This is a genomic window from Micromonospora sp. C95 (assembly GCF_018070465.1).
Taxonomy (GTDB): Bacteria; Actinomycetota; Actinomycetes; order Mycobacteriales; family Micromonosporaceae; genus Micromonospora.
On the sequence record NZ_JAGPXT010000027.1, the window covers coordinates 17,282 to 37,805 of the forward strand.

21 protein-coding genes are annotated in these 20,524 nt (G+C 71.9%); 13 read left to right on the forward strand and 8 right to left on the reverse strand.

Annotation, left to right across the window (positions count from 1 at the left end):
* Positions 1-30: 30 nt before the first annotated feature.
* A complete protein-coding gene (locus KBX00_RS23890) occupies positions 31-729 on the reverse strand; it encodes an A24 family peptidase (protein WP_301548513.1) in 699 nt (232 codons plus the stop codon).
* Between the two features lie 691 nt (positions 730-1,420).
* Between KBX00_RS23890 and KBX00_RS23895 the strand changes: the two genes are divergently transcribed.
* From KBX00_RS23895 to KBX00_RS23950, 12 genes are all read left to right on the forward strand, one after another.
* A complete protein-coding gene (locus KBX00_RS23895; RefSeq protein ID WP_210830304.1) occupies positions 1,421-1,990 on the forward strand; it encodes a hypothetical protein in 570 nt (189 codons plus the stop codon).
* A gap of 155 nt (positions 1,991-2,145) precedes the next feature.
* Complete coding sequence (locus tag KBX00_RS23900) at positions 2,146-3,051, forward strand: hypothetical protein (protein ID WP_210830305.1); 906 nt, start codon at positions 2,146-2,148, stop codon at positions 3,049-3,051.
* A 49-nt stretch (positions 3,052-3,100) separates the two neighbouring features.
* On the forward strand, positions 3,101-3,763 hold the full coding sequence (locus tag KBX00_RS23905; protein WP_210830306.1) for an SAF domain-containing protein: 663 nt from the start codon (positions 3,101-3,103) through the stop codon (positions 3,761-3,763).
* 2 nt (positions 3,764-3,765) lie between these two features.
* On the forward strand, positions 3,766-4,566 hold the full coding sequence (locus KBX00_RS23910) for a ParA family protein (protein ID WP_210830307.1): 801 nt from the start codon (positions 3,766-3,768) through the stop codon (positions 4,564-4,566).
* Complete coding sequence (locus tag KBX00_RS23915) at positions 4,556-6,088, forward strand: CpaF family protein (protein WP_210830308.1); 1,533 nt, start codon at positions 4,556-4,558, stop codon at positions 6,086-6,088. Before KBX00_RS23910 ends, KBX00_RS23915 begins: the two co-directional genes overlap by 11 nt.
* A 4-nt stretch (positions 6,089-6,092) precedes the next feature.
* Positions 6,093-6,995 (forward strand): type II secretion system F family protein, encoded by a 903-nt coding sequence (locus KBX00_RS23920; RefSeq protein WP_210830309.1) that lies wholly within the window; start codon positions 6,093-6,095, stop codon positions 6,993-6,995.
* Positions 6,992-7,852 carry a type II secretion system F family protein gene (locus KBX00_RS23925; RefSeq protein ID WP_210830310.1) on the forward strand — a complete coding sequence of 287 codons (861 nt, stop codon included), beginning with the start codon at positions 6,992-6,994 and terminating at the stop codon, positions 7,850-7,852. The genes KBX00_RS23920 and KBX00_RS23925 overlap by 4 nt, the downstream gene beginning before the upstream one ends.
* Before the next feature lie 25 nt (positions 7,853-7,877).
* Positions 7,878-8,081, forward strand: coding sequence for a hypothetical protein (locus tag KBX00_RS23930; protein WP_093403874.1), 204 nt, complete (start codon positions 7,878-7,880; stop codon positions 8,079-8,081).
* Between the two features lie 3 nt (positions 8,082-8,084).
* Positions 8,085-8,528 carry a TadE/TadG family type IV pilus assembly protein gene (locus KBX00_RS23935; protein WP_210830311.1) on the forward strand — a complete coding sequence of 148 codons (444 nt, stop codon included), beginning with the start codon at positions 8,085-8,087 and terminating at the stop codon, positions 8,526-8,528.
* Positions 8,513-8,977 (forward strand): TadE/TadG family type IV pilus assembly protein, encoded by a 465-nt coding sequence (locus KBX00_RS23940; RefSeq protein ID WP_210830312.1) that lies wholly within the window; start codon positions 8,513-8,515, stop codon positions 8,975-8,977. Before KBX00_RS23935 ends, KBX00_RS23940 begins: the two co-directional genes overlap by 16 nt.
* Positions 8,974-9,399 (forward strand): pilus assembly protein TadG-related protein, encoded by a 426-nt coding sequence (locus tag KBX00_RS23945; RefSeq protein WP_210830313.1) that lies wholly within the window; start codon positions 8,974-8,976, stop codon positions 9,397-9,399. Before KBX00_RS23940 ends, KBX00_RS23945 begins: the two co-directional genes overlap by 4 nt.
* Positions 9,400-9,414: 15 nt before the next feature.
* Positions 9,415-10,626 (forward strand): LysM peptidoglycan-binding domain-containing protein, encoded by a 1,212-nt coding sequence (locus KBX00_RS23950; RefSeq protein WP_210830314.1) that lies wholly within the window; start codon positions 9,415-9,417, stop codon positions 10,624-10,626.
* 212 nt (positions 10,627-10,838) lie between these two features.
* On the opposite strand, the gene KBX00_RS23955 is transcribed toward KBX00_RS23950, so the two are convergent.
* Positions 10,839-11,690 carry a Rieske (2Fe-2S) protein gene (locus KBX00_RS23955; protein ID WP_210830315.1) on the reverse strand — a complete coding sequence of 284 codons (852 nt, stop codon included), beginning with the start codon at positions 11,688-11,690 and terminating at the stop codon, positions 10,839-10,841.
* 86 nt (positions 11,691-11,776) lie between these two features.
* Between KBX00_RS23955 and KBX00_RS23960 the strand changes: the two genes are divergently transcribed.
* Positions 11,777-12,541 (forward strand): crotonase/enoyl-CoA hydratase family protein, encoded by a 765-nt coding sequence (locus KBX00_RS23960; protein WP_210830316.1) that lies wholly within the window; start codon positions 11,777-11,779, stop codon positions 12,539-12,541.
* A 37-nt stretch (positions 12,542-12,578) separates the two neighbouring features.
* Here the strand turns inward: KBX00_RS23960 and KBX00_RS23965 are convergent, their stop codons facing one another.
* The 6 genes from KBX00_RS23965 to KBX00_RS23990 form a co-directional block, all read right to left on the reverse strand.
* Positions 12,579-14,246, reverse strand: a complete 1,668-nt coding sequence (locus tag KBX00_RS23965; RefSeq protein WP_210830317.1) for a glycoside hydrolase family 13 protein — start codon at positions 14,244-14,246, stop codon at positions 12,579-12,581.
* Entirely contained in the window at positions 14,243-15,130 is an 888-nt protein-coding gene (locus KBX00_RS23970; protein ID WP_210830318.1) for a carbohydrate ABC transporter permease, read from the reverse strand. Before KBX00_RS23970 ends, KBX00_RS23965 begins: the two co-directional genes overlap by 4 nt.
* 11 nt (positions 15,131-15,141) lie before the next feature.
* Positions 15,142-16,098 (reverse strand): carbohydrate ABC transporter permease, encoded by a 957-nt coding sequence (locus KBX00_RS23975; protein WP_210830319.1) that lies wholly within the window; start codon positions 16,096-16,098, stop codon positions 15,142-15,144.
* 108 nt (positions 16,099-16,206) lie between these two features.
* Complete coding sequence (locus tag KBX00_RS23980) at positions 16,207-17,586, reverse strand: ABC transporter substrate-binding protein (protein ID WP_210830320.1); 1,380 nt, start codon at positions 17,584-17,586, stop codon at positions 16,207-16,209.
* Positions 17,587-17,912: 326 nt separating this feature from the next.
* Positions 17,913-18,914 (reverse strand): LacI family DNA-binding transcriptional regulator, encoded by a 1,002-nt coding sequence (locus tag KBX00_RS23985; RefSeq protein ID WP_210830321.1) that lies wholly within the window; start codon positions 18,912-18,914, stop codon positions 17,913-17,915.
* Positions 18,915-18,986: 72 nt separating this feature from the next.
* Positions 18,987-20,465, reverse strand: a complete 1,479-nt coding sequence (locus tag KBX00_RS23990; RefSeq protein WP_210830322.1) for an NAD(P)/FAD-dependent oxidoreductase — start codon at positions 20,463-20,465, stop codon at positions 18,987-18,989.
* Between the last annotated feature and the right edge of the window lie 59 nt (positions 20,466-20,524).

Consider the following 20,524-nt stretch of genomic DNA (forward strand, 5'->3'; position numbering starts at 1 on the left):
CTGCGGGCTGACAATTCCCCGCCGGCCGGTTCACCACACCAGCAGCAGGGCGCCGACCGTGCCGAGCACCAGGTACGGCCCGAACGGCAGGTGACTCGACAAGCGGGCCCGGCGGCTGACCAGCAGACCCAGGGCGACCAGCCCGGACACGGTCAGCGCGAGCAGCAGGCCGAGCACCGGCACACTCCAGCCGTACCAGCCCAGGAGTGCGCCCGCGCTCAGCGCGAGCTTGGCGTCGCCGATGCCGAAGCCCCGCGCACCGAGCAACAGGGTGGTGCTGGCGAAGAAGAGCGCCAACCCGAGCCCGGCGGCGACGGCGCGCAGCCATGGTGCCGCACCGGCCCCGGTCAGCGCGGCCAGCCCGAGCAGCAGCCAGGTGCCGGCGGCGGCCGGCCAGGTCAGCCGGTCCGGCAGCCGGTGCACCGCGCCGTCGATGAAGATCAACGGCACCGCGAAGGCCAGCCACCACCCGGCGGCGGCCAACTCGACGGCGGGTGGGCGGGTCAGCAGCAGCGCGGCCACGGTGGCCAGGGCGGCCAGTTCGAGGGTGGCCGGCGGGGCACCGACCCGGGCGCCGCACCCGCCGCAGCGGGCGGTCGGACCGAGCGCCGGCCAGGGACGGTGTGGGCCGATCGGCGCGCCGCAGGCGTCGCAGCCGGTCCGGCGGGCGGTTCCCGGGGGTACGGCGTGCCGGGCGACGGCGTACCGGAGCAGTGGGGTGATCGCCAGTACCGCTGCGGCGTACCACCATGACCGGGTGGTGCGCCCGGACGGTGGGTCGGTCGGCGTGGCCGCCCGGTGCGCCGGTGTCGGTGGCGCAGGTGACCGGGTCACTCGGACCACCCCCTCACGGAGGGTAGTGTGTCCGGTCGGTTCGGGTGGCCTTCCGTTCGTCGGACACCGCCAACCATCCTGCTGTCCGGACGTCGGACCGAATGCCCGTAACGGGCAGATGGAATTCCCATCGGCGACAATTGACGACCCATTGGCACCATTTCTGCCGGGGACGGATCGGACCGATTGCCATTTCCCGCCCCATTGCGACCAGTCGGCTGGGCGCCCGCCCACGGATGGGATCGTCCGCTCCGCCGCCCACACCCGGCCGAGCCGCCCCCCGCGCCGATCAACATCGGCAACCTACCGGTAACCATGCGGCGTCACCACCATCCATAACTCAGAGTGTTCGAGTGAATTGCCTCTGTTGCATTGGCCAGCGTCAGCCTATGCTCGCCCCTTGGATGTGACGCAACCCACGTCCACCACCGACGAGCAGCCTGGCGAGTGCATTTCGTAGGAGATCCATAGACGTAAATGTGGCTGCGCACAGAACCGGGATGAAGAGATTCGTCCGGTAGCGCCGCCGCACGCCCGGAGACGCTGGTGACGGCGTACGCCGGTCGGGCACCGAGGAGGGCACGAGGTGCGAGCACGGCAGCTGAGCCGCTGGACGGCCGGCCTGGTAGCGGTTGCCACGGTCGGCACGAGCACCGCTTGTGGCGGTACCCAGGAAACGTCCACCAGCGCAGCACCTGACCGGAACAGACCGGCCGGCACCGAACGGGCCGCCGAGGAGGCGGCTGCGGAGAAGGCGGCGCTGGCGGCCTACTCCGGCTACCTCGCGGCGTCCCGGACGGCGAGCCGGCGCAGCGATCCACAGGAGCCGGCGCTGGCCCGGTTCCTCGCCGACCCACTGCTGACCAGGGTCCGGTTCAGCCTGCGTCAGGCCCGCCAGAACGGCGCGGTGAGCGCGGGCACGCTGCGCTCCGAGGGGCCCACCGTCATCTCGATGGACCTGGATTCCACACCGCCCACAGTGGAGATCCAGGACTGCGTGGACGCCAGCAACTACCGGATGGTCTACCTCGCCGACGACAAGGTCGTACCGGGCACCCGCGGCTCCCGCCACCTGGCCACCGCCACGGCGATGCGCTATCCCGACGGTCGCTGGCGGATCAGCACCGGCGCGGCGCACCAGGACCAGCCGTGCTGACCGGCCGGTCCGCCAGCAGCGCGTCGCTTCCCTCGGCAACCGCCACGTCCGGTTCCGGATCTGCTGCACGGCGCCCTGGCCGCACGTCGCTGGCCGGTCCGCGCGGTCGAGCGGCGGCCCACGATCGCCGCTCCCCGGCTGCACCTCGTGCCGGCATGATCCGGCGGGCGTTGCTCGGCGGCGCGCTGGCGGTGCTGCTGGCCAGCGCCGGCGCGGTGCCGGCGACCGCCGCCGATCCCGGCGCCGACTGCCCGCCCGCCCAACCGAACTGCAACGTCTGGGACGACGATCCAGGCACCCCCGGTGGCGGTGGTGACGGCGGGGACGACGGCAGCGGCGGCGACAACGGCGGCGGGGGCGGCGTCTGCCAGTGGCAGGGCCGCACCATCCCCTGCTACGACGACCTGCTCGGCTGGTTCAACAGCGGCAACGGCTGCTACTACAAGCTCGCCGAGTCGCCGCCCACCGAACCCCCCGCCGGCCAGCAGTACTACCTGGAGAGCTGCAACGGCGGTGCACTGGGCCAGGGAGTTCTCGTGCTGCTGGACGCGCCGCCGCCGGGCTTCGGCGCTCCGCCGGACCCGGAGGAACTGGCCCGCCGGGCGTTCGCCTCGATCACTTTGCTCGCGCCTCGGGCGGCGGTCGCACCCCGCAAGTCCGTCGGCCCCGGTCTGGTCGGTCTGCCGGTCTGGATGTGGGCGGAACGGGGGGCCAACCAGTTCGGCCCGTTGCGCGCCTCCGCCACGGACCGCGGCCTGACCGTGACCATCCGGGCCAGGGTCAGCCGGGTCGTCTGGGACATGGGCAACGGCGACACGGTCACCTGCACCGGCCCCGGCACCCGGTACCGCGCCCGAGGCCAACACGCCGGGCAGCCTTCACCCGACTGCGGCTACCACAGCGGCTACCCCGAGGCCGGGACGTACACGGTCCGGGCGACCACGCACTGGTCGGTGACGTGGACCAGCAGCGGCGGTGAAAGCGACAGCATCCCCGGTGTCACCCGCACCACCGGCCCGGTCGCCATTCAGATCAACGAGCTTCAGGTGGTGGCCCGGTGAGTGAGCCGGTCCTGCGAGCCCCGCAGTCGCAAACGGAAGGTTGGTACCAGTGAGCGTGGCGACCCGGAACGGAACCTCTCCCGTGGACGCGCCGGTCGCCCCGCCCCGGGTGGTCCGCCAACGCCGGGTCCGGCCCGGCCTGCTCGGCCTCGCCGTCCTGCTGATCGCCCTCGGTGGACTGGGCTCGGCGTTCGCGGTGACCTCGGTCCGGGCGACCGGCAGCTACCTGGCGGTGGCCCGGGCGGTCGAGGTGGGCGACGTGGTACGCGCCGACGACCTGGTGTCGGTGCAGGTGGCCGGCGGTCAGGGGCTCGAACCGGTGCCCGCCTCCCGGCTCGCCGACGTGATCGGGATGCGGGCCGCCGTCTCGTTGGCACCGGGCACCCTGCTGACGATGGCCCAGCTCACCGACGACCCGCTGCTCGGCCCGGGGCAGCAGCAGCTCGCGCTCGGGTTGCGCGCAGCCCAGGTGCCGGCGCCGAAGCTCCGCCCCGGTGACCAGATACTGCTGGTCAGCACGCCGAGCAGCGACAGCGGCGGTGGTTCGCCGTCCGGTGCCACCCGGTTCACCGCGACCGTCACCGACGCCGTCACCACCGACGGACGGGACGAGGTCGTCGTCTACCTGGCGCTCGCCGTCCGGGACGTACCGGCCGTGGTGGCGCTGGCCGCCCAGGATCGGATCGCGGTCGTCCTGACCAAGGCGGCCTGACCATGGCGATCATCGCGCTGGTCTCGGCGAAGGGTTCGCCGGGAGTCACCACCACCGCGCTGGCCTGCGCGTTGAGCTGGCACCGGCGGCTGATCCTCGCCGAGTGCGACCCGGCCGGCGGCTCCGTCCTCGCCGGCTACCTCGGTGGCGCGCTCGACGGACCGCGCGGCATCGGTGAGCTGGCCGTCGGCGAGCTGCGCGACGGCAGCCTGGAGAGCACGTTCTGGTCCCAACTGGTCGACCTGGACGCGCCGCGCCGGGAACGGCTCCTGCTGCCGGGGGTGATCGACCCGGCACAGGCCGGCAGCGTCACCCCACTCTGGCAGCGGTTCGCGGACTTCTTCACCGGCCTCGAACGCGGCGACCCACCGTACGACGTGGTCGTCGACTGTGGACGCCTGCACGTCCTCGGCCCACCCTGGCCGCTGCTGCGCGCCGCCTCTGTGGTGCTCGTGGTGTCCCGGGCGCAGTTGCCCGACCTGTCCGGTACCCGGGCCATGCTCCAGGCCATCGAACGGGACTTCACTGAACACCGGGTGCCGTCGGGCACCCTGCGCCTGCTGCTGGTCGGCGGCGGCCACGGCCGGAGCGAGGTCAGCAAGGCCCTTCACCTGCCGGTGATCGCCCGGCTGCCGCACGACCCGCGTACCGCCGAGGTGTTGAGCCTGGGCGGGACGGTGCGGGCCAACCGGCCGCTGCTCCGGGCGGCCCGTGAGCTGGAGGTGCCGATCGGCGCGCTGCTGGAACGGCGGCGGGCCCGGCTGGCGTGGCCCGTGTCCCAGGGGGTGCCGGATGCGATTTGAGCCGGTCTCGTCCGACCCGCGCCGGCAACCACCGGGCGCCACCTCCACCGCCCCGCCGCTGGCCCCGGTCAACGGTTGGCACCCGCCACCGAACGGGCCGGTGCCCGTCGCGGCACCGCCGGCGGCATCGCCACCCCGGCCCCGGGTGGATTTTCAGGTGGTGCGCGAGCTGCGCCGGCAGCTCAGCGAGCGGCTCACCCGGTGGCAGCGTGGCCGCGAGTTCAGCGTCGCCGAGGAGGACACCGAGCGCGCCCGGCTCGCGGTCGAGCTGGTCGCCGAGTACGCCGACGCGGTGCGCCGCGCCGGCACACCGATGGCCGCCGGCGAGGAACGGCTGCTGCTCGACCAGGTGACCGCCGAGCTGGCCGGCCTCGGTCGACTCCAGACCCTGCTTGTCGACGACACCATCGAGGAGGTGCACATCCTCGGCTGCGACCAGGTGCGCATCACCCGGCACGGCGGTGGGGTCGACTGGGCCGACCCGATCGCCGACAGCGACGACGAGCTGGTGGAGATCCTTCAGGCGGCGGCCCGCCGGGCCGGCGCGACGGAGCGGTCCCTGTCCACCTCGAAGCCCACCCTTGACCTGCAACTGCCCGACGGCAGCCGACTGGCCGCGGTGTTCCTGGTCAGCCACCGTCCGTACGCGGTGATCCGCAAGCACAACACCCTCGACGTGACCCTGGACGACCTGGCCGGCGGCCGGGGTGACCTGGACGAGATGATCGACCCGCTGCTGCGCGACTTCCTCCGGGCGTCGATGCGGGCCGGGTTGAACATCATGGTCGCCGGGCTGGCCGGTGCCGGTAAGACCACCGTGATCCGGGCGATGATGAACGAGATCCCGCCGGACGAGCCGTACGTGCTGCTGGAGGAGAGTCGGGAGTTACTCCCGGCCCGCCGCGGCGACCGGCACCGGGCGGTGATGAGCTTCGAGGCCCGGGAGGGGCACGGCGAACGCGGGCCGGACGGTCGACCGGCCGGCGAGGTGAGCATCGCCGATCTGATCCCGGTGTCGCTGCGGATGGGCGTCCTGCGGATCATCGTCGGTGAGGTGCGGTCCCGGGAGATCGTGCCGATGCTCCAGGCGATGACCACCAGCCGGGGTTCGATGTGCACGATCCACGCGCGTACCCCGGCCGGGGTGAGCGAGCGGATCATCGAGTTGGCGCTCGCCCACGGCCGCGAGATGACCGTCGACCAGGCCCGCCGGATGGCCGGCAACGCGCTCGACCTGATCGTCTACGTCACCGTCGACGACGAGACCGGCATCGGCGGGCGCAAGCACCGCTTCGTCTCGCACGTCGAGGAGGTGCTGGGCGTCGGCGAGAGCAGCCGGATCACCACCACCCAGGTCTTCGGCCCCGGTCCGGACGGTCGGGCGGTCCCCCGGCACCTGCCGGAACGGGTCCGGGACCAGCTGCTGCGGGTGGGCTACGACGCCCGGTTGCTGAGCCGCTGGATCGAGGCCGGTCAGGGCGCCTGGCGCCGGCCCCGGCAGACCCGACTCGGTCGGCGGTGAGCCGGTGCGTACGAACATCGAGCTGATCGCCCTGGTCTCGGGGGCGGCCTGCGTCGCCGGCCTGGTGTTGGCGGTCGTCGCGCTCGTCGGCACCCGCCGGCCGCCCGGGCGGGCACCCGGCGCGGGCCCGGGGCTCGGGCGGCTCTGGCGCGGCTCCGGCAGCACCGCCCGCGAGCAGCGGGCGCACCAGACGCTGCTGATCGGCGCGGTGGTCGCCGGTGCGCTGGCCTTCCTGTTGACCGGCCTGCCCGTAGTGGGCCTGCTGGTCGCGGTGGCGGTGCCGGGCGCGCCGTGGCTGTTCTCGGTCGGCCGGGCCGAGCAGCGGGCCATCGCCCGCATCGAGGCGGTCGGCGAGTGGACCCGCCGGCTCAAGGACGTCTCCGCCACCGGGCAGGGGCTCCAGCAGGCGATCATCGGCACGGTCACCACGGCACCTGAGGAGATCCAGGAGGAGGTACGCCTGCTCGCCGCCCGGCTCCAGGCCGGATGGCTGGCCCGTTCCGCCCTGCTTGCCTTCGCCGACGAGATCGGCGACCCGGTCTGCGACCAGGTGGTCGCGGCACTGATCCTGCACCTCACCGACCGGGGTGAGCGCCTCGGCGACGTGCTCGGTTCGATCGCCTCGGCCGCCGCCGCGGAGGTGGCGACCCGCCGGGAGATCGAGGCCAAGCGCACCCAGCCCCGGTTCGCGGTCCGCTTCCTCACCGGGATGACGCTGGCCACCATCGCGTACGGGCTGCTCAACCGGGAGTACGTGCAGCCGTACGACACCCCCTTCGGGCAGGTGGTGATGGCGGTGCTCGGTGCCGCCTTCGTGGCGTTGCTGGCCTGGGTGCGTTCGATGAGCCAGCCACCCCGACCGGCCCGTTTCCTGCCAGCCCCGGACCCGGGCGAGGTGGTGGCGTGAACCTGCACCTCACCCTCGCGGTGGTGGCCGGCGCCACGCTCGGGCTGGGCGTGTTCCTGGTGGTCCGCGAGCTGGTGCCGGCGACTCCGGCGCTCGGCCCGGCGCTGCGCCGGCTGCACCAGCCGCCGGGAAGCCGCACCGGCCCCGCCGACCGGCGGCTGGACTGGCTCACCGGGATGGCCCGCTGGCTGCGGCCGCCGCACCGGCAACTGGCCCTGCTCGACCGCACCCCCGAGCAGTACGCGCTCTCCCTGCTGTTGTCCGCCCTGATCGGACTCTCCGCCCCGGCGCTGCTCGGCGTCACCCTCCTCACCGTCGGCGTGTCGCTGCCGCTGGCCGTACCGGTCCTGGGCAGCCTCGGCCTGGCGCTGCTCTGCGCGCTTGTGGCACACCGGTCGGTGCTGACCAGGGCCGACGCCGCGCGGGACGAGTTCCGCCAGGCCGTCTGCACCTACCTCGACCTGGTCGCGCTGCAGTTGTCCGCGGCGCACGGTCCGGTGCAGTCGCTGGAGCGGGCCGCCGCGATCTGCGAGGGCTGGGTCTTCGACCGGATCTCCGAGGCGCTGCGGATGGCACAGATGCAGATGCACTCGCCCTGGGACGAGCTACGCGATCTCGCCGACCGGATCGGCATCCCGGAGCTGGGCGACGTCGGCGCCATCATGCGTTCCTCCGGCAGCGAGGGCGCGCAGGTGCACGAGACCCTGCGCAGCCGGGCCGACTCGCTGCGCGACCAGATCCGCACCGACAACCTGGCCCGGGCAGAGGGGGTGACCAGTCGGCTCGACATTCCCGGCGCGCTGCTGGTCTTCGTCCTGCTCGGCTTCGCCATCTACCCGTTCCTGGCCCGCCTCTAGGCCGACCCCGAGTGAAGGAGCCCCGATGTCCGTAATCACCTACCTGCACGTCGCGCTACGGGCGCGGCTGGCCGAGCTGCGCGGCGACCGTGGTGACAGCCCGGTGCCGACCGCTGTGATCATCTTCGGCCTGGTGGCCGTGGCGATGGCGGTGACCGCCGCCGCTCTCGGCGCGGCAAACGACTGGATGGACAACATCCCCGCCCACCAGGATCCGACGGCCGACTGATCGATGTTCCGTCGCCTCTCCGCCGGCTGGTGCCGGGTGGTCGCCGCCACCCGGCACCGCGTGCTGCCCGGCGACGGTGAGCGGGGTGGCAATCCGGTCGAGCTGGCGGTGGCCCTGCCGGCGATCCTGGTGATGCTGTTCGCCTCGATCCAGGTCGCCGTCGTCTTCGTCGCCCGGTCGACCGCGCTCAACGCCGCACAGAGCGGGGTAAACGCGGAGCGGCTCTACGACGCCTCGGCGGGCGCCGGTGAGGAGCGGGCGGCCGAGTTCCTCGAGGCCGCCGGGGACTGGTTGGTCGACTGGGACGACCCGGGACCGAACTGCACCGCCACGGACACCGACGTGACCTGCACGGTCAGTGGTAAGGCCCTGTCGGTGGTGCCGGGTGTCAGCTTCGCCGTCGAGCAGACGGCACACGGGACGGTGGAACGATGGACCGAGCCATGAGCCGAGGTTCCGTCTCGATCGAGGTGGCGGTGCTGGCGCCGGCCTTCGTGGCGATGATGGTGCTCGGTGGGGTCGCCGGACGTACCGCGGTGGCCAGTGCGGGGCTGGAGGCCGCCGCACACGACGCCGCCCGGGCGGCGTCGATCTCCCGGGACGCCACCACTGCCCGCCGGGAGGCCCGGGAGGCGGCCCGCCGCCAGCTCGACTGGCGGGGTGTGTCCTGCTCCGGGGCTCCGCAGGTGACCTTCCGCGGCTCGGTCGACGGGCAGTCGACATCCTTCAACCGGGCCTTCACCAGCGACGTCGGGCAGAACGCCGCAGTCACCGTCGAGATCGCCTGCACCGTCTCCTACGCCGACATCAAGCTGCCGGCGCTGACGATGCCGAACGGACAACGGATCATCGCCTCGTTCACCTCGCCACTGGACCGCTACCGGAGCCGGGGATGACGGCCGGGCGGGGCGACGCCGGGCGGGTGAGCATCTTCCTGGCCGTGGCCCTGATCGGGGTGCTCGCGATCATCGGCATGGCGTTCGACGGCGCGGGTCAGCTCCGCACGCTGCAACGCGCCGAGAACCTGGCCGCCGAGGCGGCCCGCGCCGGCGGCCAGGCCATCGACCGGGCCACCGCCATCGAGGGCGGGCCCAAGCGGATCAACCGACGCGAGGCCCGCAGCGCCGTCCGGAACTACCTCACCACCGCCGGGGCCAGCGACCACACCGTGACCTTTCCGGTGGTCGACGGCGAAACCCTGATCCGGGTACGCGTCGAGGTCACCTACGACCGGGCGGCGCTCGGCCTGTTCGGCTTCTCCAACACCGTCACCGTCTCCGGTGAGGCGACCGCACGGGCGCTGACCGGGGGCTCCTAGGGAAGGAAGGTGGCCATGGCCGCATCAGGTGGCACCGTCGTACGGCGGGCCGGTCGGGTGCTCACCGGCTTCGGTGCGCTCGTCGTGCTGATCGGGCTGCTGGTCGGCGGTCCGATCGCGCTGCTGGCCTTCGCCGGCAACCCGCTCCCCGATCACGTACCCACGCTCGCGGAGATCGGCACCACGCTGACCAGCCGCGACGACGGGCAACTCTTCCTCCGGGCGCTGGCCATCGCCGGCTGGTTCGGCTGGGCCACCTTCGCCCTGTCGGTGCTCGTGGAGCTGGGCGCGCAGGCGTTCGACCGGCCCGCTCCGCGGCTGCCCGGCATGGGCCGCCAGCAGCGGGCCGCCGCCGCACTTGTCGGATCGGTCGCGCTGATCCTCGCCGCCAGCCCCGCCGCCACGGCCGCCACCACGGTCTACGGCACGACGGCGTACGCCGGTGGAGCCGCCGCCAGCGCATTCACGCCTTCGCCCGCGATGGCGGCGAACGGACCGGCGACGATCACGACTTCGGCAACCGCACCGGGAGCTGACGCGCGGGCCGACGGGGCCGGCACCTCGGCACCGGCATCCGTGTACCGGGTCGCCAAGGGTGACTACCTGGGCGGAGTCGCCGACCGGTATCTCGACGATTTCGACGACTATCACCGGTTGGCCGCACTCAACAAGCTGCGTGACCCGGACCGGATCCGCCCCGGCCAGCTCATCAAGCTGCCCGAGGAGGCACACGACCAGGGTTCCCGGCCACACGCCACCGGCCGGCTGGTCGCACCGAAGCCCCGGCCCGCCCCCGAGCGGCAGGGCACCGAGCAGACCCGCCCGACGCCGGGCGACCCGGGCGACCCGGCGGCGCGACCCGGCGGCGCGGCCGAGTTGCCCGGCGGCGCGGCCGAGTTGCCCGGTGACCCGGCCGAGCGACCTGGTTCGGCCACGACCGCGCCGGCCAGTCCCGAGGAGCGACAGCCGGAGCCGGCGCAGGGCGAGACGCCGGAGGATCACCCGCCGGTGGTGACGGTGGGCGCGGCCCGGGCCGGCGAGCCTGACCGGGTGAACCGTCCACTCGCCGTGTCCGCCGTGCTGGCCGTGGCCAGCATCGTCGGCGCGCAGATCGGTGCGGTGCTCGGCCTACGCCGCCGGCCGGCCATGTCCCGCGCCGGCACCCGCCACCAACCGCCCCTCACCGTTCCCCGCGAGCTGCCCATCGGCCGACACCGCAAGGACTGACCCGGTCAGCACCGTAGCGCCGCGCCGCTCGACACCGGATGTTGCTGACGCTGTCGAGCTGACAGCACGAACGACTCGTCCCGCGTGACAGCACGAACGGTTCAGCTCGACAGGAGGCGCACAACAACCTCGGTCCTGGCGGGCCGGTCCGACGTGCGCCGGAGCGGAGCACGGACGCTTGGCCGCCCGGGATCATCCGACTGGGTGCCGGGTCAGGGCAGCCGGGCCTCCAGGCGGCCGTCGACGATCCGGGTCGGCAGGATCTGCTGGTCGTTCGGGGACGGGCCGTGCACCACCTCGCCACCGTTGAGTCGGAAGGTGCTGCCGTGCCACGGGCACACCACGCAGGCGTGCCCGTCGACCTCGCGTACCTCGCCCTCGCCGAGCGGTCCGCTCTGGTGGGGGCAACGCTCAAGCATGACGGTCACGTCGTCGCCGTGCCGGTAGAGAATCACCGACACGTCGTCGACCTTGCGGGTGACGAGTTCCCGCTGCGGCAGGCTGGTCATCTCCGCCACCGAGTGCCAGCCCTCGCTGATCAGGTGCAGGTCGGAGACGCTCACGTTCACCTGGGCACCCTGCTTGTACGCCAGATGCCCGCCGAGATACGCCCCGGCACCGGCGGCGCTGAGACCGAGCCAGCCGAGGGTGCGCCCGAGCCCGTGCCGACCGGACAGGCGCGCGGCCAGCGAGGCACCATAGAGCACCAACCCGACGGAGTTCGACGCGGCGTGCACCAGGCCTACCCGACGCTGGTCACGGGAGAGCCCCGCCCAGTCGTTGAGCCCGGCGACCGCCGCCGGCAGCGCGCCGATCGTGCCGACCGCGGTGAGGGTGGTCGCCGCCCTCCGCTGTCCGGGCATCAGGTCCAGCACGGCCGCGCTGACCCACGCGCCGACCGGCAGCTGCACCATCGCCGGATGCAGTGGATGGCCCAGCCAGACCCCGTGCAGCAGGTCGCGGACCCGCTGCGGGCGCAGCACACCCTGCACGGTCTGCTGCAACCGGTCACCGAACCGGTCCAGGCCGGAGGCTTGCTCGATTCTCGTCAACAACGCTCGCACGGGTAACGACTTCCCGTCGTACGCGACCGCAAACCGGTCGTCGGGGACGAATAGCCAGCCGGGCGACGCCGGGGCATGCTGACGGGATGACGGTACGGGTGGAACGGGACGGGCCGGTGACCACGGTGATCCTGGACCGGCCGGCGGCCCGCAACGCGGTCGACGGGCCGACCGCCCGGGCGCTCGCCGACGCGTTCCGGGCCTTCGACGCGGATCCGACGGCGGCGGTGGGGGTGCTCTGGGGGGCCGGGGGCACGTTCTGTGCTGGTGCCGACCTGAAGGCGATCGGTACGCCGCGCGGTAACCGGGTCGAGCCAGACGGCGACGGACCGATGGGTCCGACCCGGATGACCCTGGGCAAGCCGGTGATCGCCGCGATCTCCGGGTACGCCGTGGCCGGCGGGCTGGAGCTGGCGCTCTGGTGCGACCTGCGGATCGCCGAGTCGGACTCGGTGCTCGGAGTCTTCTGTCGACGCTGGGGAGTGCCGCTGATCGACGGCGGGACGGTCCGGCTGCCCCGGCTCATCGGCGAGAGCCGGGCCATGGACCTGATCCTCACCGGACGCGCGGTGCCGGCGCCGGAGGCGTACACCATGGGGTTGGTCAATCGGCTCGTCGACCCGGGCGAGTCCCGGACGGCGGCCGAGCGACTGGCCGCCGAGATCGCTCGACATCCGCAGACCTGCCTGCGCAACGACCGCGCCTCGGTGCTGGCCACCGCCGCGCAGCCGGAGGCGGACGCCCTGGCCACCGAGCTGACTTACGGCCTGCACTCCCTGGCCACCGACGCGACGGCCGGCGCCGCCCGCTTCACCGCCGGCGCCGGCCGCCACGGCACCCCTGCCGCCTGACCTCCCGGCCCCTCTCCCGCGCGCGGGGTGGGGTGGGTCAGGACGGGTGGGCGGCGGTACGCAGCCAGATGGCGGTGTCCGGGGGTAGCCGGTCGTCGTCGAGCGGGCCGCTGGCCAGCAGCTTGCCGGTGTGCGGTGGCAGTGGCACGGCACCGCCGGACAGGTTGACCAGGCAGGTGAAGCCGGGTTCCCGGCGGAACGCCAGCACCCCGTCGGGCGCGGGTAACCAGGTGTGCGTCCCGTCACCGAGCGCCGCCTCGGTACGCCGCAACGCGATCGCCCTGCGGTACAGCTCCAGCATCGACTGCGGGTCACCGGCCTGCGTCCGGGCGGTGCGGTCCTTCCAGTCGGCGGGCTGGGGCAGCCACGGTAGGTGGCTCGCGTCGTCGGGGCTGAAGCCGAAGGGCGGCGCGTCCCCCGACCACGGCAGCGGAACCCGGCAACCGTCGCGGCCCGGGTCGGCGCCACCGGAGCGGACGAACATCGGGTCCTGCCGGAGTGCGGGTGGGATGTCCTCGACCTCCCACAGCCCCAGTTCCTCACCCTGGTAGACGTAGGCGGCGCCGGGCAGCGACAGCGACAGCAGCGCCGCGGCACGGGCACGGCGGGTGCCCAGTTCCAGGTCGGTGGGGATGCCCTCGCGCTTGGCCGCGAAGCTGAACGTCGTGTCCGCCCGGCCGTAGCGGGTCACCTGCCGGGTGACGTCGTGGTTGGCGAGCACCCAGGTGGCGGGGGCACCGACCGGCGCGTGTGCGTTCAACGTGCCGTCGATGCTCTCGCGTAGTGCGGTGGCGTCCCAGGCACAGCCGAGGAAATCGAAGTTGAACGCCGCATGCAGTTCGTCCGGGCGCAGGTAGCGAGCGAACCGCTGGCGGTCCGGCAGCCACACCTCACCGATCAGAGCCCGGTCCCCCGGGTACCCGTCGGCGATCCGCCGCCAGTCCCGGTAGATCTCGTGCACCCCGTCGACGTCGTGGAACGGGTGCGGCCGATCTGCCACGATCTCGGGCAGCGTCGAGTCCTTGACCAGCAGCCCGGCCGAGTCGATCCGGATACCGTCCACGCCCCGGTCGAACCAGAACCGCAGGATGTCTTCGAACTCGGCGCGCACCCGCGGGTGATCCCAGTTGAGGTCCGGCTGTTCGGGGGCGAAGAGGTGCAGGTACCAGTCACCGGGCGTGCCGTCCGGGTCGGTGGTCCGGGTCCAGGTCGGCCCGCCGAACTCGCCCACCCAGTCGGTCGGGCGCTGGTCGCCGTTCGGGCCGCGCCCCGGCCGGAACCAGAACAGCTCCCGCTCCGGTGCCCCCGGGCCGCCGGCCAACGCCGCCTGGAACCAGGGGTGTGCGTCGGAGCAGTGGTTCGGCACCACGTCGACGATGGTCCGGATGCCGAGCGCGTGCGCCTCCGCAATCAGCGCCTCTGCCTCGGCCAGACTGCCGAAGACGGGGTCGATGTCGCGATGGTCGGTCACGTCGTAGCCGGCGTCGGCCATCGGGGAGGGGTACCAGGGGCTGAACCAGATGGCGTCGACGCCGAGCGCCGACAGGTAGGTCAGCCGTGATCGGATGCCGGCGATGTCGCCGATGCCGTCGCCGTTTCCATCGGCGAAGCTGCGCGGGTACACCTGGTAGATCACCGCTCCCCGCCACCACGGACCACTGGCTGCTGCGGACACGCGCACCTGCTTTCTGGGGTCGGCGGTCATCCCTTGAGACCGCCGGTGGTGAGGCCGGACATGATGTTCCGCTGAAACACCAGGAAGATGACGACGGTCGGTATCGCGGCGATCACCGACGCGGCGATCACCACGTTCATCGGCGTACCGCCGGCGAAGGCGTAGATCCCCACGCTCACCGTGCGGGTCTCGGGGGACGGCATGACCAGCTTCGGCCAGAGGAAGTCCTTCCAGACCGCGGTCACCGCGAAGATCGAGACAACGCCGAGGATGGGCCGCGACATCGGCAGCACGATCGACCAGAGCGTGCGCAGAGGCGTCGCCCCGTCCATCAGGGCGGCCGCCATCAGATCCTCCGGAATCGAGTCGAAGAACCGTTTCAGCAGGAAGATGTTGAACGCGTTGGCGACCAGCGGAAGCCAGATCGCGAACGGCGAGTCGAGCAGGTTGATGTGCAGGATCGGCAGGTCGATCACGGTCACGTACTGCGGGACGATGAGGACCATCGCCGGGATCATCAGCGTGGCCAGCATCATGCCGAGGATCACGTTGCCGAGGACCGGGCGGAGCTTCGACAGGGCGTACGCCGCGGCGGTGTCGAAGACCAGTTGGAACAGCACCGCACCTGTCGCGTAGTAGAACGTGTTGAACAGCAGCTTGGCCAGGTCCAGGTGGTGCCAGGCGTCGGCGTAGTTCTGCCACTGCGGGTCCTGCGGGAACAGCGACGGTGGGGTCTGCGCGATCTCCTGGCCGGACTTGAGCGCTCCGGTGACCATCCAGTAGAGCGGCCCGAGGAAGACGAGCGTGAACCCGACGACCACGACGGCGAGCAGCATCCAGTAGACGGCCCGTCCGCGACCGCGCCGAAGCTGTGCCTGGGAGATGAGGGTCCGGGTCCCGGTGTCCGGTGCCATGGGTGCTCCTCCTAGTCCTGTCTCGCGGTGAGCCGCAGGTAGACGGCGGAGAACCCGGCCAGCACCACCAGCATGATCACGCCGAGTGCGGCGGCGCCGTTGAGATCGTTCTGGAAGAACCCGTGTTGGTAGATGAGGTATGCGACCGAGGTCGCCGAGTCCTCCGCGCCCGCGCCGTTGGCGAGGATCAGCGGCTCGATGAAGAGCTGCATGGTGGCGACGATCTGGAGCATCGCCAGCAGCGCGAGAATCAGCCGGGTCTGCGGGATGGTGACGTGCATGATCCGCCGCCAGATCCCGGCGCCGTCCAGCTCGGCCGCCTCGTACAGCTCACCCGGGATGTTCTGCAACGCGGCCAGATAGATCAGCACGGCGCTGCCCATGTTCATCCAGGTCGACGCGATCACCATCGCCGGCATCGTCATCTCCGGCGACTGCATCCACTGCGACGTGGGCAGTCCGAAGGCGTTGAGGATCGCGTTGAACAGCCCCGCGTCGCTCGGGTCGTACGCGTAGAACTTGAACAGGAACAGCGCCGAGGCGGGCGGCAGCATCACCGGCAGGTAGACCAGGATCCGCAGGTATCCCCGGGCGTGGCGGAACTCGTTGAGCAGGATCGCCACGAAGAACGGCACCGCGAACCCCAGGACGAGCGCGAGGCCGGTGAAGTAGAAGGTGTTCTGCCAGGCGGTCCAGAAGCTGGGGTCGTCGAGGATCCGGAGGTAGTTGTCCCAGCCCACCCAGGTGGTCTCGCCGCGCCGGGTGCGCTGGAAGCTCATCACGACGCCGCGGACCATCGGGTACCAGGAGAAGACCGTGAAGCAGAGCACCGCACCGATCAGGAAGGCGTGTCCGGTGAGGTTGTCCCGTACCTTGCGGCCGAGGTTGGTACGCGGTGGCCCGGCCGGCGGCGACGGGGCGGGTCGACCCGGTGCGCGCACGGCACCCGGGACGGTGGTGATCGCCAAGGCAACTCCTGGTGGACTGGGTGACCGGCCGGTGCTACGCCGACCCGCACGGTGCGGTCGGGCGCTGCGGTCGGGGCGGGGGCCGGAGAGCGGGCCCCCGCCCCGCGCTCAGCTCGCCGTGGCGAGGAGCTTGTTGACCTTGTCCTCGGCGGTCTTGAGCAGCGTGTCGATGTTGGCGTTCGGGTTGGTCAGCACTCCCGACATCACCGCGTCCAGCACCGCGTAGATGGCCTGCGCATTGCGCGGCTCACCCTTGATCGGGACCGGGTTCGCCTCGAAGTTCACGAAGTTCGCGGTGTCCACGTTCGCGTTGGCCTTGCGCAGCTCCAACTCCTGCTGCTGGGCTTCGCTGCCGTTTGTGAACAGCAGCGGCTGCGGCAGACCGACCGGGTAGTTCTGTGGCTTGGCCCGGACGTAGTCGAGCTGGCCCTTGCCGGGCGTGAGCTTCTGGTACGCGATCCACTTGAGACCGGCACGGACCTGCTCCGGGGTGAGGTCCTTCTTGACGAAGTAGCCCTCGCCGCCGCCGAGCGTGCTCTTGGCCGGCCCGTCCTGGCCGGGCAGCGGCCCCATCGCCCAGTCCTCGAACTTGCCCTGGAACTGGCTGACGATCGCCTGGGTGGCGTCCGGGGCGCCGATGAACATGCCGACCTTGCCGGCGCCGGCGTTGGTCAGCAGGTCGCCCCACTGGAGCAGCTGACGGTCGCCCATGCTGTCGTCGCCGTAGCGCATGTCCTTGAGGTTCTGGAGGACCTGCCGGCCCAGCGCGTTGTTGAAGTCGGCCTTGCTGCCGTCGGCGGTCAGCACCTGGCCGCCCTGCGAGTAGAGCAGGGCGGTGAAGTGCCAGCCGCCGGTGTTGCCGGCGCTGTATTCCGCGTAGCCGGCGATGCCGTCGCCGAGTGCGGAGATCTTCTTGGCGGCGTCTCGGACCTCGGCCCACGTCTTCGGTGGGCTGTTCACGTCGAGACCGGCCCGTTGGAACAGCACCTTGTTGTAGACCAGGCCCATGGAGTAGTTCTTCACCGGTACGGCGTAGAGCTTTCCGTCGTCGGTGAAGACCTCCTTCAGGGCCGGGTCGACGCTGTCCCAGGTGGGGATGGTGTCCGTGGTGGCGTACTCGGTGATGTCCATCGCCTGGCCGGAGTCGAGCACCTGCTGCAGGTCGGTCATGTACCCGTAGAACACGTCGGTCACGGTGCCGCCGGCCAGCCGGGCGGTGAAGTCCGGCGGGTTGTTGCACTGCTCACCGACGCTCACGCTCTTGACGACGATGTCGGGGTTCTGCCGCTGGAACTCGGCGACGTCGGCGTTCCAGTTCTGCAGCAGCTCTTTCTGGGCACCGACCGGCTGGCAGTCGACGGTGATGGTGACCTTGCCGCTCGCGTCGCCACTGGTGTCGTCGCTCTTGGTGGAGCAGGCCGCGAGGCCGAGCCCCAGCCCGGCCACGAGTGTCAACGCCACTGCCTTCCGGTACTGCGGTACGGACATCTGTCCATCCCTTCGGGAACGGGTGTCTGGGTGAAAGTCGGTGATCGGCGATTGGTGCCCCTCGCCGCGAAGCCCTGCTGGTGATCGGTGTCCGCGCTTCGCCCTGCCCCTCCGTCACGTGTCGGCGGCCAGGTGTGAGTGGAGTCACTGTAACGGCGGCGACTCAATCCAGCAAGGTTTGGATTTTTACTTGCAACTATTCGACTGAGTACTGTCAGACGGAGACCGTAGCGGTCGGCGACACCGACAGACCGGATGAGCGGAGCACGGCAACACCGAAACGGCCGCCGACCGCGGGTAGCGGTCGGCGGCCGAGAACGGGCTTGTCAGCGGCGGGGCGTGGGAGCGGTCGAGCCGCGCACCACCAGTTCCGGCTCGAAGAGCAACTCATCGGTGAGCACACCCCCGCCCTCGATCTGGGTGACCAGCAGGTCCACGGCCGCCTGCCCCATCGTCTCGATCGGCTGTCGGACGGTGGTCAGCGGCGGATCGGTGCAGGTCATGAAGACCGAGTCGTCGTAGCCCACCACCGAGACGTCGTCGGGCACCGAAAGACCGAGCCGGCGCACCGCGCGAATGGCGCCCAGGGCCAGCACGTCGCTGGCGCAGATGATCCCGGTGACCCCCCGGTCGACCAGCTTGGTCGCCGCGACCCGGGCACCCTCCATCGAGAAGCTCGAACGCTCGACCCAGTCGGTCCCCTCGCTCCGACCCGTGACGCGGCCCATCGCGGCTAACTTCCGCCGCGACGGCACATGGTCCTCGGGGCCGAGCACCAACCCGATCCGCTCGTGCCCCAGCGAGCGCAGATGGCCGTACGCCTGCTCGACCGCGACCGCGTCGTCGGTGGAGACCCGGGGGAAGCCGAGTTCGTCCACACCCGCGTTGACCAGCACCACCGGCAACCCCCGGTCGGTCAGCCGGCGGTAGTGCTCGTGCGACGCTTCGGCCAGCGCGTACGACCCGCCGGCGAAGATCACGCCGGAGACCTGATGGTCCAGCAGCATCTCGACGTACGCGGCTTCGGAGACGCCACCGATGGTGCGGGCGCACAGCGCCGGGGTGAAGCCGCGTTGGGCCAACGAGCCGGTGACCACCTCGGCCAGCGCCGGGAAGATCGGATTCTGCAACTCGGGCAGGACCAGCCCGACCAGTCGGGCACGCTCGCCGCGCAGCTTGCTCGGCCGCTCGTAACCGAGCACGTCCAGGGCGGTCAGCACCGCCGTCCGGGTCGCCTCGGCCACGCCATCGCGGCCGTTGAGCACCCGGCTCACGGTGGCCTCGCTGACGCCTGCCTTGCGGGCGACCTCGGTCAGTCTCTTCGTCACGGCCGCAATAGTACGCCGACACACTGCAAGAAAAGAACAGTCACCTGTCGCAGGATGACGGATGCTGTCCGGTCACTGTCCGAGATCGCGCAGCGCGTCGGAGATCGCCCGGTGGAAGGTCGGGTACGCGTAGATCATGTGCCGGAGCTGGCTCAGTGGTACGGCCGCGTGCACCGCCACGACCAGGCCCGACAGCACCTCACCGCCGGCCGGGCCGGCCGAGGTGGCCCCGATCAACACACCCTGGTCGGCGTCGGCGACGAGCTTGATGAAGCCGTCCTCGTCGGTCTTGTGGATCCAGCCACGGGTCGACGACGCCAGCCGGGTGAAGCCGACCTGCACGTTTATGCCGCGTTCGCGGGCCTGCTGCTCGGTGAGGCCGACCGCGCCGATCTCCGGATCGGTGAAGGTGACCCTGGGCAGCGCCCGGTAGTCGGCGCGGGGCACCGATCCGGCCGAGCCGCTCGATCCGGTGGCGGCCAGCGAACTGGCCACGCCGACCGCGCCACCGACCACGCTGGCCGTACCGCTCGGGTCCGCGCCGCCCTGCGCACGTCGGATGTGGTCGAGCACGTCGGCGACCACGATGGACGCCTGGTACATCGCGACGTGGGTGAAGGCACCCTCGCCGGTGACGTCGCCGACCGCCCAGATCCCCTCGGTGACGTGCAGCCGGTCGTCCACCGGCAGGTACCGCCCACCCGCGTCGACGCCGACCGTGTCCAGCCCGAGTTCGTCCAGGTGGGCGCGGCGGCCGGTCACCACCAGCAGCCGCTCGGCGGTGAATTCCTCGCCTTTGGTGCCGCGCAGGGTGAACCCGCCGACGCCGTGCTCGACCCGGGCGGCCTTGACCCCGGTGTGGATCTCCACCCCGTCGGACCGCAACGCGGCGGCCGCCGCCTCCGACGACTCCGGCTCCTCGACGGCCAGTACCCGGTCGAGCGCCTCGACCACGGTGACCCGTACGCCGAAACGGGCGAACACCTGAGCCAGCTCCAGCCCGATCGCCCCACCACCCAGCACCAGCAGCGAGGCGGGCAGTTCCTCGACCTCGATGGCCTCGCGGTTGGTCCAGTACGGGGTGTCCGCCAACCCGTCCACCGGCGGCACCGACGGGCGGGTGCCGGTGCCCAGCACGATCCCGTGGCGGACCTGGAAGACCTGGTCATCGACCCGCACCCGGCCCGGGCCGTCGAGTCGGCCGCTGCCGCGTACGAAGCGTCCGCCCTGGTCGGTGAACCGCTGCACCGCCACCCGGTCGTCCCAGTCGTCGGTGGCCTCCGCCCGGATCCGCCTGGCCACCGGCGCCCAGTCCGGGGTGACCTGCGCGGTGCCGCCCAGGCCGTCGACCCGGCGTGCCTCGGCGACCACGTTGGCCGCCCGGATCATCATCTTGCTCGGCACGCACCCCCAGTAGGGACACTCCCCGCCGAGCAGGTCGCGTTCCACGCCGACCACGGTGAGCCCGGCCTCCGCGAGCCGACCGGCAACCTCCTGCCCGCCGACACCGAGCCCGAGCACCACCACGTCCACCAGTTCCGGCTCCGCCATGCCGCCAGCATCGCGCACCAACCTGCGCCCGGGCCACTCGGCCACGCCGTCGTCGACGG